General features: G+C 38.8%; 18 protein-coding genes. All 18 read left to right on the plus strand.

The features are described 5' to 3' along the window. Positions 1–132 precede the first annotated feature (132 nt). The 18 genes from trhI (at position 133) to ACQG1Y_RS23875 (ending at position 18,041) form a co-directional block, all read left to right on the plus strand. Entirely contained in the window at positions 133–1,917 is a 1,785-nt protein-coding gene (trhI, locus tag ACQG1Y_RS23790; RefSeq protein ID WP_000517885.1) for an IncHI-type conjugal transfer helicase TrhI, read from the plus strand. Positions 1,918–2,311: 394 nt separating this feature from the next. Continuing rightward, positions 2,312–3,184 (plus strand): hypothetical protein, encoded by an 873-nt coding sequence (locus ACQG1Y_RS23795; protein ID WP_000041927.1) that lies wholly within the window; start codon positions 2,312–2,314, stop codon positions 3,182–3,184. Between the two features lie 57 nt (positions 3,185–3,241). Then, the gene (locus ACQG1Y_RS23800; protein ID WP_000120822.1) at positions 3,242–3,619 is read left to right on the plus strand and encodes a hypothetical protein; all 378 of its coding nucleotides are present in this window, start codon (positions 3,242–3,244) and stop codon (positions 3,617–3,619) included. Between the two features lie 60 nt (positions 3,620–3,679). Next, entirely contained in the window at positions 3,680–4,657 is a 978-nt protein-coding gene (locus ACQG1Y_RS23805) for a hypothetical protein (RefSeq protein ID WP_000810361.1), read from the plus strand. Between the two features lie 57 nt (positions 4,658–4,714). Beyond that, on the plus strand, positions 4,715–5,773 hold the full coding sequence (locus ACQG1Y_RS23810; protein ID WP_000063335.1) for an ATP-binding protein: 1,059 nt from the start codon (positions 4,715–4,717) through the stop codon (positions 5,771–5,773). 131 nt (positions 5,774–5,904) lie between these two features. Then, complete coding sequence (locus ACQG1Y_RS23815; protein ID WP_426737247.1) at positions 5,905–6,078, plus strand: hypothetical protein; 174 nt, start codon at positions 5,905–5,907, stop codon at positions 6,076–6,078. 63 nt (positions 6,079–6,141) lie between these two features. Further along, positions 6,142–7,269 carry a DUF3150 domain-containing protein gene (locus tag ACQG1Y_RS23820; RefSeq protein WP_000174396.1) on the plus strand — a complete coding sequence of 376 codons (1,128 nt, stop codon included), beginning with the start codon at positions 6,142–6,144 and terminating at the stop codon, positions 7,267–7,269. A gap of 76 nt (positions 7,270–7,345) precedes the next feature. Further along, on the plus strand, positions 7,346–9,352 hold the full coding sequence (locus tag ACQG1Y_RS23825; RefSeq protein WP_000762700.1) for a VWA domain-containing protein: 2,007 nt from the start codon (positions 7,346–7,348) through the stop codon (positions 9,350–9,352). 72 nt (positions 9,353–9,424) lie between these two features. After that, on the plus strand, positions 9,425–9,646 hold the full coding sequence (locus ACQG1Y_RS23830) for a hypothetical protein (RefSeq protein ID WP_000192120.1): 222 nt from the start codon (positions 9,425–9,427) through the stop codon (positions 9,644–9,646). Positions 9,647–9,759: 113 nt separating this feature from the next. Continuing rightward, positions 9,760–10,992 carry a DUF7146 domain-containing protein gene (locus ACQG1Y_RS23835; protein WP_000220379.1) on the plus strand — a complete coding sequence of 411 codons (1,233 nt, stop codon included), beginning with the start codon at positions 9,760–9,762 and terminating at the stop codon, positions 10,990–10,992. Between the two features lie 269 nt (positions 10,993–11,261). After that, positions 11,262–11,783, plus strand: coding sequence for a hypothetical protein (locus ACQG1Y_RS23840; RefSeq protein ID WP_001011130.1), 522 nt, complete (start codon positions 11,262–11,264; stop codon positions 11,781–11,783). Between the two features lie 78 nt (positions 11,784–11,861). After that, positions 11,862–12,740, plus strand: coding sequence for a hypothetical protein (locus tag ACQG1Y_RS23845; protein WP_000762003.1), 879 nt, complete (start codon positions 11,862–11,864; stop codon positions 12,738–12,740). A gap of 69 nt (positions 12,741–12,809) precedes the next feature. Then, positions 12,810–13,745, plus strand: a complete 936-nt coding sequence (locus ACQG1Y_RS23850; RefSeq protein ID WP_000691119.1) for a hypothetical protein — start codon at positions 12,810–12,812, stop codon at positions 13,743–13,745. Positions 13,746–13,813: 68 nt separating this feature from the next. Next, positions 13,814–14,734 carry a hypothetical protein gene (locus tag ACQG1Y_RS23855; protein ID WP_000991697.1) on the plus strand — a complete coding sequence of 307 codons (921 nt, stop codon included), beginning with the start codon at positions 13,814–13,816 and terminating at the stop codon, positions 14,732–14,734. Between the two features lie 66 nt (positions 14,735–14,800). After that, the gene (locus ACQG1Y_RS23860) at positions 14,801–15,739 is read left to right on the plus strand and encodes a hypothetical protein (protein WP_000472041.1); all 939 of its coding nucleotides are present in this window, start codon (positions 14,801–14,803) and stop codon (positions 15,737–15,739) included. Positions 15,740–15,910: 171 nt separating this feature from the next. Then, a complete protein-coding gene (locus tag ACQG1Y_RS23865; protein WP_000149830.1) occupies positions 15,911–16,867 on the plus strand; it encodes a hypothetical protein in 957 nt (318 codons plus the stop codon). Positions 16,868–17,130: 263 nt separating this feature from the next. Then, positions 17,131–17,406: a hypothetical protein gene (locus ACQG1Y_RS23870; RefSeq protein ID WP_001004200.1), complete on the plus strand. Its 276-nt coding sequence runs from the start codon at positions 17,131–17,133 to the stop codon at positions 17,404–17,406. A 44-nt stretch (positions 17,407–17,450) separates the two neighbouring features. Then, on the plus strand, positions 17,451–18,041 hold the full coding sequence (locus ACQG1Y_RS23875) for a hypothetical protein (protein ID WP_000578891.1): 591 nt from the start codon (positions 17,451–17,453) through the stop codon (positions 18,039–18,041). Positions 18,042–18,043 lie beyond the last annotated feature (2 nt).

The raw sequence follows: 18,043 nt of genomic DNA on the forward strand, positions 1-18,043 counted from the left end.
TAGTCACGCGTTTCACAAACAACCTGATTGCATAAAAAAGGAAAAAAAGTGATTTCCAGTAGAACCAGCAGTACACAAGAAAAGCGCTTTTATAAAAATGTATAATTATTAAAACGAAGTAATGAGGTTGAAATGGGTAAGCCAACAGAAGAGCAAAGACCTGTTATCGAGAATGCTAGCGCAAACAATATGGTGATAGCAGCGCCTGGATCAGGCAAATCGTTCACCATGATAGAAGCGGTTATATCGATTCTCAAAAAGTATCCATATGCAAGAATCGGGATGGTGACCTTTACTCGCGCTGCAACAAACGCACTTGCAGCAAAGTTACAAAAGCGATTGAGCAAGAAGGATCTTGACCGGGTGCTGGTGGATACTTTTCACGGACTCGTTAAGAAGCAACTGGACATGATTCGCTGGCCGGGAAAGATGTTGATAGGGCCAGCACAGAGATCTGTCATTCACCGGGCTTTGAAAGAATCCGGTGTAACGATGAAGTTTGCTGAAGCTGAATTCGTTATTGATGCTATCGGCAGAGAAATGGATACGGATGTGATTTCAGTTCGGCATAACAGACAACAGATCCATTTGTTTAATACCTATCAGGCGTTATGCCAGAAAGACCATGTGGCGGACCTCAATGCTCTTTCAAAATTTGTTGTCGGTCAAATGCATTCGGGAAAAATGCGCACGTTAGATTTGACACATTTGATAGTAGACGAAGTTCAGGATACTGACTCTATACAATTCTCATGGATAGCATTGCATACAAGAGCTGGAGTCTATACGAGTATAGTTGGAGACGATGATCAGGCCATCTACTCCTTCAGATCCTCAGGAGGAGTCAAAATATTTCAACAGTTTGAAAAACACTTCAGACCTAACATATTTTACTTAAACACATGCTTTAGGTGTGAACCTGAAATTTTAGAGGTGGCCGGAGCACTGATAGGAAAGAATGTTTACCGTTATGCCAAAGAGTTACGCTCGGCAAAAAAGGGAGGGGGAAAGGTCACTTTTCGTTCATATGTAGATATGGAGGAACAGATACAGGGTATTTTAAGCCTTATAAATCAGGATCCACATGGATGGGCAATTCTAAGCCGCAATAATGCTCACTTGGATGAGCTAGAAAGTTTGATCGAACAGCCAGTAATTCGTTACGGAGGTAAATCATTCTGGGATGAAAAAGAAACAAGCGATGTGTTAAGCCTTATGGCCTTTTTCCGACAATCAAATGATCCTCGCTTAATGAAGAGAGTATTGGCATTGTTTGGAGAACAGGAATCAGTTTTGGATGAAGTGGCATTGAGTATGAGAGGAAGAAAAGTTACTTTTGGCGACCTTGCCATCCCGGAGGACAGTTCTCTCGAAACAAAAACATTACATTCAAACTTCGTGCGCTTTACCCAGGAAAGTTCTGATAAAGTTGAGATAGCAAAACGTTTCGCCAACCTTACGAAATGGATGGAATCGTCGTCAATCAAGATGAGGAGTAATAAAGGTACAGCAACCTTAACAAAAATTGCTTTAGACACTTGTAAACAGTGGGCAGAAAAGACTGGTTGGATGAATATGATAAATCGTGCTGCTGCAATGTCATTAGGCCCTAGGAAGAAGGACGAGGAATACAGCCCAGAGAAAGTAGTCCTATCAACCTTGCATGGTTCAAAGGGTCTTGAGTGGAATAAAGTAATAATAATGAGTTGTAATGCGGATCAGATACCAAGTAAAAGATCAGTTGGGGAGGAGGCAATAGAAGAAGAAAGACGTTTGCTTTATGTTGGATTTACGCGTGCAGAAAAGCAACTTTTTGTAATGTGGTATGGTGATCCTTCTTTCTTTTTAAGAGAATGCAGTGAAGAAAAGATAAAAGAAGCAGCTAATATTCGAATTTCTCCACTTTATACAGAATAATTCGATATGGGCATTTACTTATGCTTAAAGCTATAGTATAAAAACAATGAGCTTAAATATCAGCTCCCAAATTTGAGTAACTTTGCTTAAAGTTACTTTCGCGTTAAGCGTTGATTTAGCCGTGAAAAGCGGCCAGCTTAAACAAGCTGTAAGACACCACCGGCAAAATGTCACCTTTGTCGCTGGTGCACTTCCCATGCCTGCAAAAGGCAATCTGAATTTACCAAACCGTAACTAATTTAGCTCCTCCTGGGGCTATTTTTGTTGCGTACTTCTAATGCCAGATAGTATAAATCAGGCGGTTCATAGCTTACGGGAGATGAATGACAGGCTTTGCCTTCGTGTTGAAACAAAAATTTGTTTCTTCCTTCTTACTATATATAGGTGACCCCAAATGTCTAAAAATAAAGCTCGCAGTAAAGCCCTTCATCAAACCTTTAGTGAAATTATTCCAGAGATGGATAAGGCGCTAAACAAACAGCTCTTAGAAGTTCTGATGAAATATACAGAACGTGATAATGAACTGATTGTTATTTTGAATGAGGACGGCCCAAATATCATTGAACTTAAGTCTCTTAAGCCTGTGTCTTTGTTGGCCGAAAAGCTTTCTGCTTATTCAAGCTATTATCATGTGGATGTTGTGGAGCTCGTGGTCAAGAAAATTGATTTCGAAGGAGCTTATAAGCTTCTTAAAGCTTCCCCAGATGTACCACTTTTTAAAAGCTTAACTGAACTGGATAAATATCTTGTTGAGGAGTTTGAAAAATACGGATTAAATTCATTTCTTGACGTGGATAATCTGGATTACTCACTTGAAAAAGCCAGTGAACTCAAAAATGAGCAGTTAATAAATTGGGTTTCGGACATCATTTGCAAACGTGAAAAATTAACTTTACGTAAGCGTTTTGATGTCGCAGTAAAGGCCCACTACGAAAATGTAGAAAAAATGTATGATACCATTCGTCCGTTAATGAAAAAACTGGGTTTCCCAGAAGATCTCATGACGCACACCTTTAGTGAGTTAAGCGTTTTTGAAACTAAAGGATGGGACCATGCAATAAAATCGAAAATTGAGACTCTCGCTAAGCGTGAAACTCAATATTTAGATGATGCGGCTAAAGCAGAGAATCGACGTCTTGTAACAGAGAAGTTGGAGAACTCTTTAGCGATTGCACCAACTAAACCAACAAGAAATTGGTTACATATTGCCGGAATTGCCTGTTTGGTAGTCTGCACGTTCATGTATGTAACTAATAAATTTATTTAATCCTGTTAAGGGGGAACCCTAACGGGGCTTCTCTTTGAGCAAATCGAGGAGCGGAAAATGTCATATCTTGAATATATCAATGAAGTAAAAGTGTCCGGGATAGTTATCAGTGCTGTGGAGAAAAAAATGACTGACCAGAGTATAGGTTTGTTAATAAAGCTCAAAAATAGGATGAAGACAGAAGTTGATGGTGAAATCACTGAGAGAGAATTTTCAGTTCAAATCAAGGTGTCGCCTGAAATGTATTCAACCTGTTTCACTGGTATAAATCAGGGTGATGAGTTGATGGTCTCCGGTTATATTGTTGTCGATACTATTATGATTGAAGGGAGAGAACATCCTCTTGACTACATGAGAGTGGTAGCAACAAGTAAGTTGGCTCACATACCTAAACCTCTAAAAGGTTTTGGACAAAGTAGCTTTAATCAGATCTGACATTAAACCCACCCTAAAGGGGAGAAATCCCTTCATGGGATTTCTCCTTTTGGAGTCCCCATGAAACAAAAATTTAGGGCTACTGCAATAAGTAGTAATCAACTTAGTTTTTTTTCTATATTCGATATAGATGAAGATGAAATAACGCAAATAGTTGATTCACCCAAAGAGCATTTAAATGATGCATACACGTCCGGATTAAACTTTAAATCAGATGAAAGTAACATTTCTGAGATAAATTATGATTCTGAAAGGCGTGAAAATCACCTTTATGAAAAATCCAAATTACTTAAAAATCAGATTTTGCATACAATTAATTTTGCAGCAGAAACAGATTATCTATATTCGGTTGAAGAATATAACCCAGATTTGGGTGGTCTGGTAATAGAATGGACCCCTGAGGATGTGTATGTTGTTTTTCTATCCGCTATGGAAGAGTCTTTGGAAATCATTAAAGAACTAGTGTTGAGGAGAAAGTTATTCTTCAAAGATGACAATGGTAATATCACAGTGAATCCACTTTTAGAAGCTGAAACACGGTGGTATATGTCAAAATCATTTGAATACACTTGTTTATCTCATGGACTTGATGCATGTGAATTTAGAGCGGAATTAAAATCATGGCTCTATTATCATTCGCATCGTTCGATTAGTGAAAACACGAAATTAGCTGAATGCAGGAATGATGATGAAATCATTTTGCATGATTGCAATGACGATATGGGCTGGGACATCTTCTTTGATCAGGATTATTTAATGTCAGAAAAAAAACTGGCTGTTAAATGGACTGACAGGGAAATTATGGATGTTTACATAAAAGCTTTTAAATCCACATTAGAGTTGTTTGACGAGCTTGTTTCATGTGATCTGTTAACTAAACGAAACGCTTTTGGCAAGTTAGAAATAAATCCAATATTCGAAAATCATTTTGAATGGATCATGTCTGAAGCTTTTGAAATAGTGGGAAATCATCTTGGTTATAATGTGCCTCAAATCAGGAAACTGATGGCAACTATTTGCCAAATGAATCTCAAATAAAATGCCACTGGCAAACATCTGCCAGAGGGCGGTGTTTGCATTTTACCGGAGTTAAAAATGTCTAATGCCGCTATGAAGTTAAATGAAACATCTTCTGATGCTTATGAAAAATTAGAAGCTCTTCTTTCCCCGGATGTTATAAAGTTAAAACATTATGTGGATAAAGGTGAGTATCTTTTAGTTCTAGCAAAGGACCTTTTTGGTATTCCAGAAATGGATCCAAAGATGGCTGTGCCTGTTTTCAAAACTAAAACCTCGTATCGAGCTCCGCTGAACAAAGACTACATACCAAATCCCCGAATACTTGAACAAGTGGTTAAACTGCTTATCAGTCCGGATATAGATTTAAGTGTGTGTCTTAAAGGTGAGTCCGGTTCTGGCAAGACTGAAATGGTAATGTACATTAGCCACATGATGAATTGGCCGCTGACAATTAAGCAGATCAACAGCAATATTCGAGTTGATGAGCTTGAAGGTGAGCGCAGTCTTAATGGTGGTAATACAGGTTTTGTACACAGCGATTTGGTAACGGGATTTCGTAATGGTCACCTCATTCTTCTGGATGAAGTGGACAAAATCGATCCTGATACGGCAGCAAAACTTCACATGCCCATTGAACGTAAGCCCTGGTCACTCAGTGCTAATGGTGGTGAGGTTATAACTGCTAATGGCTACACGCGATTTATTGGTACTGCAAACACAAACATGAGTGGAGGCGCTCGCCGGTTCGTTTCTTCTCAACGTCAAGATGCAGCTTTTATAAAGCGGTTCTTGATAGTTGAAATGGAGAAGCCCGACAAAGTTGCTTTAACCAATGTGCTTACTAAACGATATAGCTCTTTGCCTTTTCAGGTCATTGAGAAGTTCGTAAGAGTAGCGATTGCAGTAAATGACTCTGGTACAGAAGACAGTGTGATGGATATTCGTCAATTAGTAGCTTGGGTTGGCACGTCGATGACGTTAAAAACCTTTAGTCTTCTTGACACTTTCAAAATAGCTTTTGCTTCTGCTTTACCTTTACATGTGGTCGATCTTGTTCTTCAAGCTATAGATCTTTCTCTTGGCGAAGACAAGGATAAATCGCTGGAGTATTTCACAGCAAAAAAGTCGAGTTAGATGGGATTTGTTATGAAACCTCTGATATTTGTATCTCAGAGTTATCCCATCTTGAATTTAGTGCGTTTTTAAGTACGGATGGTGCTGCTACCATTGCTATAGCAAAAAACGGAACTAATTTTACTGGACTTATGCAACTGAATAACGACTATTCTTTATTGTTTTATCATGATGGTAAAATAAATATGGAAGGTCTAATTAAAGAAATGGAATTAAAAGGTTATATGTGTCAGGGAGCAATGGGCAATGATGATGTTGCCGCTGAGTTTCCCGGTATTCTTTTAATTGCACCAGAGAAGCTTTAATATCAACCCTATCGGGAAATCTTTCCCGTTGGGGAGGGTTTCCCCTTTTTTTTGGAGAAACCCATGACTTTAAATACTTCAATGCTTAACAAAGTATCTGCAAAACAAATCTCTGAGAATTTTGCAAAATCATATCCAGATTTACTGGAAGGTGCAGTTATAACAAAAATTGAAATAAGTGGCTGTCAAGGATCGCGTCGAACCGATAAAATCGATTTGTCTTATGATGGAGATGATATTACGGATCAAAAAAGCGTATCTAAAAGCGAAGTACGTTGGATTGACATAAAAGCCCTTAGCTTCAAAAGTACGATTACCAGCAGAATATCAACCCTTTGCTCACGCTTGTGCATCCGCTATAGCAATATGTGGATTTTACCAGTTTCCAGTATGGAAGAGTTTCTGGAAGGGGCCCAAGAGATTGAACGAGAGTTTCAGGCAGGTATTCAAAACGTTGTAGACAATTATGAGATGCATATTGAGGCTGAAAAAAATAGAAGCCCAAGAATGTCTTCTTTGATTGATCAGTTGAAATTAACTAAAGATGATTTCATAAAATCCTTTAGATTTAATATTGCTCACTTTATTCCTTTTACGCCTATTAGCGTCGAAGGTGATGAAACCCAGGACTACTATCAGGAACAATTGATAACAGATCTGGCAGAAGAAGCAATGAGGGTTTATGAAAAAATTAGTAAAAATAATAATTTGCGCTCAAGTACTATTGACCGACTGAAGCAAATGCAAAATAAGATCATTAGCTTCATGTTTATACATAAAGAGGCGGCAGTACTTGCAGAAGCTATAAAACACATAATGAATAATTTACCTAAAGGTGCCATTTCTGAACCTCGCGACGTTGCGGTGTTACAGCAGTGGTTTTATTTCATGAGTGATGCTTCAATGTTAAAGCGTATTATTTCAGGAGAGCAAAAGGTTACTGACTGGTTGGAATCTATTACCAGATCATTTAATCAAAGCTCACAAACAGAACCGAACGCGCTACAGAACACAGGTATTGAAGCTATTTTAGATTCAACAAATGTGTTTCAGGTTGAACCTGTCGTAGAGAACGATATAAAAAACAGCACGTTTTCAAACACTGATTCTGTAGCTGAACCTGAGAAATCAGTTTCGCAACAGGAAGACAATGCTGAAAATGGTTTTGATATCGAGCTCAAAGGCTGGTAACTGTTTGCTTTATTAAAAACCCCAGATGGGTACTTCACCATCTGGGTGAGTACCCCTTTTTATAAAGAGGTATTCTATGAAATTAGATCTTAAATCATCGCCGCGCCATATTAAGCGTTTACAGAATATAGCAAAAGTCATTAGCGGCTTAGGCGATGTAAGAGTTGTAATAGACGACAATACCAAAGGACCGTATTTTGATCCTGTCAATAAAGTTTGTGTTTTACCAAACGGCGATTATAGCGATGATGACTTTGTCAGTCTGATTGAAGGTTTTACCTGTCATGAAGCTGGTCATGGTCGCTATACCGTCAGTGAGGTTTACAGTGACGCCTTTAATAGTGTTCTCATGTCATCTGAAGGGTTTACACGCTTCGATGACGGAATGAATGCAGAGTTTGAGAGCCTCGCTGAGAAACGTAAAGCTTATAGCAGGGCAAAACGTCTTACCGGGCTTATAAATCTGTTCGATGATGTACAGATGGAAGAGAAGGTTGGTAACGATTATCCGGATGCAAAGCGGCGGCTTGCAGCCACTTACGCACTGATGGTTAAAGCCGGAAGGATGACTCCTGATATATCTTCTCGTCCGGAAAATCCTGTCCTATTTATTGAGTGGTATCTGCTTAACTCATTGCGAGTAAAAGTCCTTCAGCAGGTAGGTCACAAAGAAACCCTCGATCCGTTTTTTGACTATGCCCAAAAGATACTTTCTCCAGTAATTTCTGATGTTGAGGAAATTTTTCATGATGCTCTTGGTTGTGAAAATACTCAGGGCTGTGAATCCCTTGCTCGTAAGACCCTGGCTCTTTTAGAGAGACTGCGGGATGAGGCAAAGGAACAACAGCAGCAGACAGAGCAGGAGGAGCAGGAGGCATATGATGAATCCGAGACCGATACCGATACCGAATCAGAAGATAAATCGCTTACGTCGACTGATAGTCGTGAGGATGATTCTGAGGACGATAGTGAAGGTCAGGCAGATACTTCCGATAACGCTGATCTTGCTCAAGAGGGATGTTCTGAGCCTTCAGAACTTGCTGAAGATAACGAGGGAAATAATGAACCCACCGGTGGCAATCCCACGGGTGATAACATTATTGAAGACGATACTGATGCGATTAACCCTTCCGAGAGTGAATCAGATGAAGCCAGTTCGACTAACGTTGAAGATGAAAGTAACTTTTCATCGGCTCAATGGGAGATACTGGCAGATTTGTTGGATGCCTTTCTTAGCAGTGATGAGGATAGCGAAGATTATCACGATGCTTTGGCTAAAGAGATTGAAGGTATTGCATCAAAAGTATCCGATGACGTGAAAGCCGAATTCGGTGCTTCTGAATGGGATATCCCTGATCTCCTTATCGATTTGAATGTTTACAATGAGGCTTTGTCTCTGAGTCATTCAATCGGTAGCGACTTGTCTGTTTTACAGCAGGTTAAAATGCGTGGCCGAAACAAAACTCATGAGCGTGGAATTACCTTCGATGGAAATCGATTAATTCTGTCACAAATGGGAGTTCGTGATGTCTTCAGAGCTCAAAGCGAATCTAAAAATAGAGGGCATGTTGGCCTCGTATTAGTTCGTGATATTTCAGCGTCAATGGCTAATGATGAAAGATATATTCATGCCATTAAGTCAGATCTTGCTTTATCGATGGCCGCTGAAAGTTTGTCAAAAATGCATGTCTCCAATATAGTTTTTCCCTTCAAGGAAAGTGAATTTGAGATTATCAAAACGTTTGATCAAAGCGTTGAGGAATCTCTATCGAAATTCACTCTTGGATGTAAGGGTTATTATACCCCTACGGGATCTGCTTTAATGGCAGCTGTTGATCTGTTACTTGACAGCCAATTCGATAGGAAAATAATTTTTCTTATAACTGATGGTTATCCGAATAAATCGGAATTTACTATCGTCGAAGTTATGGAAAAGGCTAAATGTAATGGAATAGAAATCGTTGGTGTTGGTATTAAGACTGATGAAATAATTGGTTTTGAAACGGACACTTTCGTAACAGTTGATGATACTTCTTTATTGTCTATTGAAGTCAGTAAGCTAGTTCATCAAATACTTTCTTAATAAACTCTACCCAATCGGGGCAAAAAGGCCCCGGTGGGTCTTTTTGCTCCATGAAGGAATAAGGAGCAAAATATGACTCAGATAAAAACTTACCGTGTAGAACATGAAAAAGTCGGTGCGATGCATAAAGTCCGTATTTTCGGACGTGTTGGTGAAGTTATAAGCAATGATAGCCCTCAGGAAAGAATCTTCCGCGAAGTCACTATAGCGGAGGGTAATAGCCAGCAGGCTGCGTTACTTGTAGATAACTACATACAGCGTCTTGAGAATAATGGCTTCACGACTGAAGCATAAATGTTGAGGGCCCCCGGGCCCTCTTTCTTAAATTCTGCGTTGTGGGTTTCTCCCTGTCTTCTGCACCGCAGAAGGCATTGAGAAACTCACAATGCCAGATAAGAGAGATCATCATGACTTATGCATCCCCGGCTCTTCGTCGTAAACCACAGGAAGTATCTGAACACTTTATTAAACTCGTTCATGCTCGAATTGCTGAAGTGTCTGGCTGGAAGTATATATTCGAAAGAATACCTGCTTTCAAAGACGCTTGTGCAAAAGCCCCGAGCCAGGTTCCTTGCCCGTTTACTGGCGCAGGGAAATCGAAGTTTCGTTTCCGACAAAAAGACCTTTATACCGGATGTGCGATCCATAATGACTTTCCGGTAAATGAGTTTTGCGACGGAATTGATGTTCTGGCGAAATATTATGAATTAAGTAAAACGCAGACTTGCAAAAAGATTCTCTCAGATTTTTTCGGGATGGATCTGCATGCTCCGTTAACTGACGCCGACATTGAAAATGAACGACGCTATAAATCAGCAGTTCGTGCCACAGAAACTCTTGACCGAGAGGAAGTGGCAAAGCGAATGCGAAAACTTGATGTGATGTATCACTATACCGGTGAAATAAAGCCTAATACTCCTGTTGCTTTGTACCTCCGTAATCGTGGGATCTCCCGCTTACTGAGTCACTTACCAAAGGATTTAGGCTTTAATAACCGGATCTACTATTGGGATAAAGATAAGCAGAAATCGATTATCTATCCGGGAATGATTGCAATCTATCGTGACACCCGAGGTCGGCCTCTGACTATCCATAGAACATACGTAGACAAAAACGGTGATAAGGCACCTGTAGAAAATCCAAAGCTGATGATGAAGCCTCCTGCCGATATGACAGGTGGCTCAATTCAGTTGTTTGACCCTCACTATGATTCAGGTAGTTCGACCTGGACACTGGGAGTGGCTGAAGGGATCGAGAATGCGCTTTCTGTTGTAGAAGCGACTTCAACACCATGCTGGGCAGCCAGCTCCGCATGGTGCCTTGAAAACGTTACTGTTCCTGATTTTTTACTGCCTCCGCCGGATGTAAAATATATAAACTTTTATATCTGGGCGGATAAGGATATTGCTAACTCACAAGGCACTCGTGCCGGTATCGAAGCTGCTCAGCGACTTCAAAGCCGCATGGTTGAGTTTTTGGCTAAACGATATCCCGCATCAAAGCTGACAATTGAAGTCTTCGAACCAGCACAAGATATTCCTGATGGGAAAAAGGGTATCGACTGGAACGATGTTCTCCAGTTAACAGGGCAGGATGGATTCCCGATTCACTGGGCTCCTGAATGTCTTAATCAGCTGTAACAACGATAACTCCCCCGCATTTTGCGGGGGGGGTTATCTTATCAATATTATTTTTTAAATTGTATTGATAAGATAACCGCTTTCCTTCGTGATAATTACCTGCCTTTAAGGTCTTTTCACGGCTGAGATGCTTGCTCAGTTAAATAAATGTGCGGTACTACTGGCTATGGTCGGTTGTATGACATGGTTATTCCATAAACTATTAAAACCCATAACGGGAGTATTACCGTTATGGTGATGCTCGTCGTTTTACATCGGAGAGCATTTTAATGAATTTTCAAACTAACGAAGTTTTTAATAAATTTGCTGCTGTTATAAAATCGCGCATCGTCAATGAACCATCGTCATGCTATTTGCTGCATGATAATGAGATAGATATAACGATTTTGAAACATGGCATATTAGAAAATGACAGAAACCTGTTGTACGTAGTTCGTCCTTCAGGAACGTGTTTGTTGCGTTGTGACAAATATTTCTATCCGAAATATTATCTTCGTTGCCGTGGAGATTATAAGTCATTCATATATGTCCATCTTGATCTACATAGTGGTGAAGCTAAAGAAATCACATGGGAGCAAGCAGACGATATGCTGTCTAGTCCAGGAAAACCCCCATTAAAAGGAAATCTTGGACGATTTGAGTATATAAAAGTTGTGGTTGAGGACCTTCGTATTCGAGGTTACGCTGATTATCTTCCTGCGTATAATCTTGATGACCTTCGCCGTTTTGCCTTACAGGACGACCGCCCATCCCTTGTCAGATACATTGACAATGTAATGGCAACGGTCTGATTGGTTGCTAATTGATTTACATATTTTCCCTGATGGCCAACCTGCATCAGGGAGGCCTCAATAACGACTGGAGGCTGTATGAAGTTAGCTACGGACCTGGTAAAAGCTATTTTGATTAGAAATGGTGTTGAACCAGTAAATATAAGCGAATCATCTAAATTATCTTTGAAACAACCACTGACAGAACTTAAATTCAGTTTATATTTGCGAACTGAGCATTTATCTCACTTCCTACCCGGTTATGTTTATTCTATAAAAGAATGTCCACTGTCATATGACATCGGGATCGAAATTCAGAAAATCTTCGAAAGTTTACATTTGTTAAACGAAGAATTTGAATCCCTCGGTTTTGTTTCTGTATGGATAGAAATGCATCAAAGCATTTTTGAACAAAGTCGGTTTAAGAAAAGTAACTTTACTTTTCGGGAGGAAGAGGTCGAGCTTGCTAAAGGGCTTGTTTGTTCTCACAATTCACAAATAAGTAATGCGGCTTATTTCTGGCTTCAGCACTTTGAGGAGTTTATGATTTATGTTCGTAATAAGCTTATCGACCTCTTTCGAGAGGCCTATGACCTGATCCTTGGAATGCAGCAAGTATTTTTCATTCGGGAAAAGGAAGAGCTGTTGAAAACTATAAGTTATGGGGATGACCTGTATGAGGTGAAATTAATGGCGGCTGAGCTTTACTCTATCGAACAGAACTTAAAGTGTTCTGAATCGATAAGTACAAAATCTCAAGCTTCGGCATATATTAACCGCATCCGTGAGTTTGTGCGTTCGGGGTGGAGGCAGGGCTATATAGTCTGCCATCATAAGCGAAGTAATCAAATCTCATCATTGTCATTACCGATGTACTTGAAAGATACGTCAGGCCGAAGTGCTCGAAAGCGAGTAAAACGTCTTATATCTTCTACAGTTTGTGGTAGAAATAAAGATTTAGGTCTTACAGATTTTTAATTAAATTATACCCATGTGGGGATCACACCCCATATGGGAGTGATCCCTTTTTTATTGAGAGAGGATCACATGAAAATTATCGAAAAAATCATTAATGCCTTTTTGGTTGTTCAACATAAAAAAATACAGGTTAAAAACATTACATTTTTAGACAATGGGCAGGGCATGTTCTCTGGTATGTCTTTTGATGCTGATGTTTCACTGGAGTTTATGTATGAATCAGCAAAAGCATATAGTTCTTGTTTCTGTGATATTCCCTTTCCAGGTTTTGAAGATGCAAATCTGGAGGAAATTACGAAATTTCAATTAGATGCTTTGAAGCAAAGAAAGAATCATTCTTTCATTGTTAACCATTTGAGGTTTCCTATAGTTTTAAGGGAAGGGTGCAAAATCGAAAGAGGAGAAGTCTATTCAATTTCGAATTGCACTTATAATAAAGAAAGATTGCAGTATCTTTTTTCTCAGGATATTTACGGTAAGTTGTATAATTCCTTAGAGAAAGAATTAAGCTCGTTTTTCTCATTTATCAATGTTGAGGTGCACGAGTTGTTAAAAGATGCTGTATGCTTTGCATTAAAAATCCTGAATAAGATATCTTTGGATACACCTGAAAGACTTATTAAAGCTTTTAATTATCGTGACTGGTATTGTAGTTACGATGTTGAGCTTTTTAGGAAAGGCTTACCTGGTCATATTCTGGAAGAGCTCATTGCTCCAGATATCTTACTTTCAGACCTTAACGGTTGTAGAAAAATACTTAGAAATGCAAAACGATTTCTAAATGGACATACAAAAACCAATTGTGTTTATATTAAATATGAATGGTGGTTGGGGCCTGTGGATACCTCACACTCAGCTAAGTTGATGTCTGACAAAGAAATTAACAACCGAAGTGACTTGAAGAATTTTTCAAAGGTCTTTTTCAAAGAGTGTTTAAGTTCTGGTAAGTCGGAATATGAAAACCATCTTAGTGAAAAAGAACATGCGCTTCGCTACAATTATTAATTAAAATTATTTTCTCCCATAGGGATTTCTCCCTTTGGGAGAAATCCCTCTATTAAGAGGGTATTTAAATGAATGCGATACAAAAGTTAGTTGAATCTATTCTTGTTAAAATGGGTTTTGTTGGCGCTGTAGTGGAAAATATATATTTGGATTCAAAACCATTTCGGCATATTCGATTTGTGGCTGATATTCCAGTAATATCTTTTCTACCTCATTTGGTGAAATATCTTAAGGGCGCAGACCATCTTTACTGTGGTAACGATGATTTGCATCCTCTTTTCATTTATTTTTCCGAAGCGGCTACATTAAAAGCAGGCCCTGTAAATCTCGCGAACTTTCGTTTTGAAGTTTCTATAGCTTCAACTCATTTACGACTGGTCTCAGAGCAGCCTGATTTGCTTATCAAAGGATTTAACCGGGATAATCTAGAATACGTTTATTACCGCTCAGATTTGGCCTCTAAGGATCTTATACTAGGCCTTGTTGAACACGGTTCTCCTTTCATAAAACATCTACATGGACTTATACAAAAGCGAATTTTAAACGAGTTCTCTCTGATTTTTTCTGTTCTTGAAAAGATTTTAGAAAGCGCGAAGCCACAAATTCTTGCTTGCTTCCATAGTGTTGATTATGAAATGAACGTAAAAATAATAGCCGAAGCTATACCTGAAACTGTATCTAATCAGATAGTCACATCTGATTATATAGTTAATTCTATATCAGATGCGGACAAGTTTATAAATCATGTTCGTCGCTATTTAGCAGGCAGGGTAATGAAGAGGCGGATATACGCTGAATTAGATGTTTGTGAAGAAACATCAAATATTTCACTAGTGAACTTAGGATGCTTTACGTCTCCTCTGCTCGTTACGGAATATCAAATGTTTAAGCCACACTCTTCAGGGTTATATCGAAAAGCTATAAACAACTCCTTAAAACAGTTCAAACCAGAAATGCATGTACCTTCTGAAGAACTCTTTTATAATTAATCTAACCCATCCGGGAACTTGCTTCCCGGTGGGAAGCACTTCCTTTTTAGTCATGAGGTAGTGTAAATGTTTAAAGAATCTGACCACGTGGAATTTGTTAGTGCCTTTCTTTATCAAAATTTAGGCCTTAATGTTCCCGCTGACGATATAACCGTTCAATTATCTGATACTTCGTTCGACAAAGTAACCTTTGATTACGATGTAGATATCGATAATTTAAATTGTATGTTGGATCTCTACATATCTGAACTAATAAAGCACAACGCATCTTACTCCGATTCTATTCTTTTGAAACAAAAAATAATTTATTTTCTTGGAGTATTTAAGAATTTCGGATTTTTTACGTTTGATATTCGCGGATATAGTAATACTTTAAGCCCAGTTAAAGTTATTGATATTGTTTCAATGATTATTAATGACTGTGAAGAGTTATCTAAAGCTAATTCTTCTACTGATGCTATAAGAAATCTTTATCTCGATAAAATGAAGGTGGATGGGAAAGTGTTAGTTGCGAAATTTGCACTTAAACAGTTTTTTCATTCCGACTTTGGTGACTTTATCTCATTTGTCGAGAAAAGAATTACAGATTGTCTTAATGAAACTTTAAGGATTATCAAAGCTGTTGAACATGGCTTTGTACGTGTTGGGCAGCATAAGATTAATCGCCGTATTAATGATGACTTAAAGTTATGCATTGATTTCAATACTGATGATTATCCGGCAAATATGCCAGATATATATATTAAGTTTAACGATACATTTGATGGGAACGGGGCGTTATATTGTGACAATGATGCCCTCATATCCCTCTATACCGATGTTGCTTCAATTATCAATGTGCCGGTGATGATGGAAGTAAGATTGATCAATAAAAGAGGGCGTGTTGTCTGTGATTCTTCGCATTCAACTTACGTATCTCTCGAAAGTAATGACCGATACAGAGTAACTGATCGCACATTACTAATAACTGAAGCTTTTGACGATTTTCGTAACGCGTCTCAATGATCCTTTTGCTTCAGTCCAAAAAAGTAACTTTGGTTGGCTGAAGACACTTGTCTATGACAATGTAAAATCTGTCGCTGGCATCTTCTTTTAGCTTAACCAAACTTTTATCTAACCCAGTGGGGAAGTCGCTTCCCTTCTGGGGCACTTCCTCTCAAATTTGAGGTAGTGTATATGACACATTCATCTGATGATAAAAACTATGTCCGAGCAGTTCTGAGCTATCTTGGCATAGATTTTGATGAGGCGGATATAGTATTAAGTGTTTGCCATTGTCAAAGTGACGAGCTTTCTTTTACCTGTAATATCAAAGCTATTGAACTCAAGAATGCTGTTGATTTATATGTCGATAGTATCTCTGAGAATGAAATAGAAGCTTTAAACAGAGAATCTTTAAAATCTCGACTCTGTTACTTTCTTGAGGTGTTTGACGCAGTCTCTGGTCAGTACCTTGAGATTTCAGGAAAACACTTTGCAACTAGCCGTTTTGAATATGATGATGTTTGTAGTGAAGTTCTTAGCATGTCTAATGATGTTTCTCAGTCGAAAGGTTATGACCGGGATGAATATAACAGACTGATGCAGGTTGATGGTCAGGTTATGATTGCCCGTTTTGCTTTGCAACAGTTCTGGGATACTCATTTTATTGGACTAATAACATTTGTATCTGAGTCTATAACATCGAGCCTCTATAAAGCTTATGAAACTTTTAGTGATATAAGTTTGGCTTGCTATAAACTGAGTGAATATTCTTATTCACGCTCTATCAACAGTGAATTGACCCTTAATATTTCACTTAAAGAAAATGACTTCTGTGAGGACCTATCTGATTGCTATATGGAAGATGAGGCTTTACCTTCTGGTAGGGTAATTTCTCGACGCAACAATGACTCCATAATAAGTATTTATGAGAGCTATGCTGCGGCTTCTTATATTCCGATGATTGCATCTTTGGAAGTCGTTGATGAATACGGCGAAGTGGTTACTGACCTCTGCCATACCGTTTATGTTTCAGAGTTAACCGGTGGGCGGATTAAAATCCACGACCGTAATGACTTAGTATCTGAAGTTTTCGATAACCTAAGAAATTTAAATCTTGCAGTTGGAGATTCAGTTTCACAAGCTGCTTGATTCTTTCCCTGATTTTGATTTTTTCTCACATACTCTTATGGCACGGTTTCCGTGCCTTTTTTTTGCCTCGCTTACAAGCGTCTACTCCTCTTCTACCTATCCCACCTTACATCACCACTTAAAATCTATCTTTCTAATTCCATTATCCTTTTCGTAGCCTCTAATGCTCTGGTATGAACATACTCTTTAAACTCAAAAAAGTGCTATTAACGAAAAAAAATCCCTAAAGAGATTTGTATACTGTTCTCAACCAAGGAGAGCTCATGAATGAACTAAAATCCAAAAACGAGAACAGTACCAAAAGCAACTTTCCCCCGGTTGATAATCAGTTTTGCTTTTACCATGTTGATTTCAGCATAGAACGACTACTTTCAACGGCCGAGGATCTCCAGTTTGAGTACATCTTCCAGAAACCTGGAAGTGAAGTAAGAAAGGATTTGGTTGAGCGATTCGAACGTGGAGAGCGCTTTGTTACAGCTTCACACTGTGACAATTTCTGTGAAATCCTTGGTTGTCAAGGCCATCAGGAAAATGCATAAACCCATAAACCTACATTTCCACTTTTAAGGATGTTCACTAAAGAATGATTGGAGAAAGTATTTTTGACTGGGTAATTTACGGAATATCCATTTTGATATTTGCCTCAGCACTAATTGAAGGAAAGACAACTCGCTACCCAGCACTTTTTTTCTATGGGAGTTTAATTTTAATGTTAATCCTGATAGTTGCTGGAGGCCTTAACTGGTGGTTCTACAGGTCAAAATATGGCGCAGTAATCGTTATCTTCACAGTGGTCTCTTTACTGATGACTCGATTCCGCCTGGTCATATATAAATTAAGATTAAGAAAGTTAGTTTCAGAAATCAGATTTCGTATAAAAACGGGTTTTCGTATAATTCTTGTTTTGTCGGATAATGAGGATGAGCGTAATGTTCTGCTGTCTATGCTTAGCAACGTATTGCCAGAGCAAACGCTTATTCACACGCGTGATGCTCTCGGACCTCATTCAGAGCCTATCCTAAAAGCTCTTGAGCTACATCATCAACAGGGAACAGGTTACATACTCGTCTGTGAACAACAAATCTCAGCGCGTACGTGGTTGAGTATCGTAGAAAATGGGAAACCTGATACATCTATAGCTGTTAATTTTCATTCGATCCCAGAAATGGAGTGATT

The sequence above is a fragment of the Enterobacter cloacae complex sp. 397G4 genome, from assembly GCF_050031515.1.
Classification (GTDB): Bacteria; Pseudomonadota; Gammaproteobacteria; order Enterobacterales; family Enterobacteriaceae; genus Enterobacter; species Enterobacter hormaechei_C.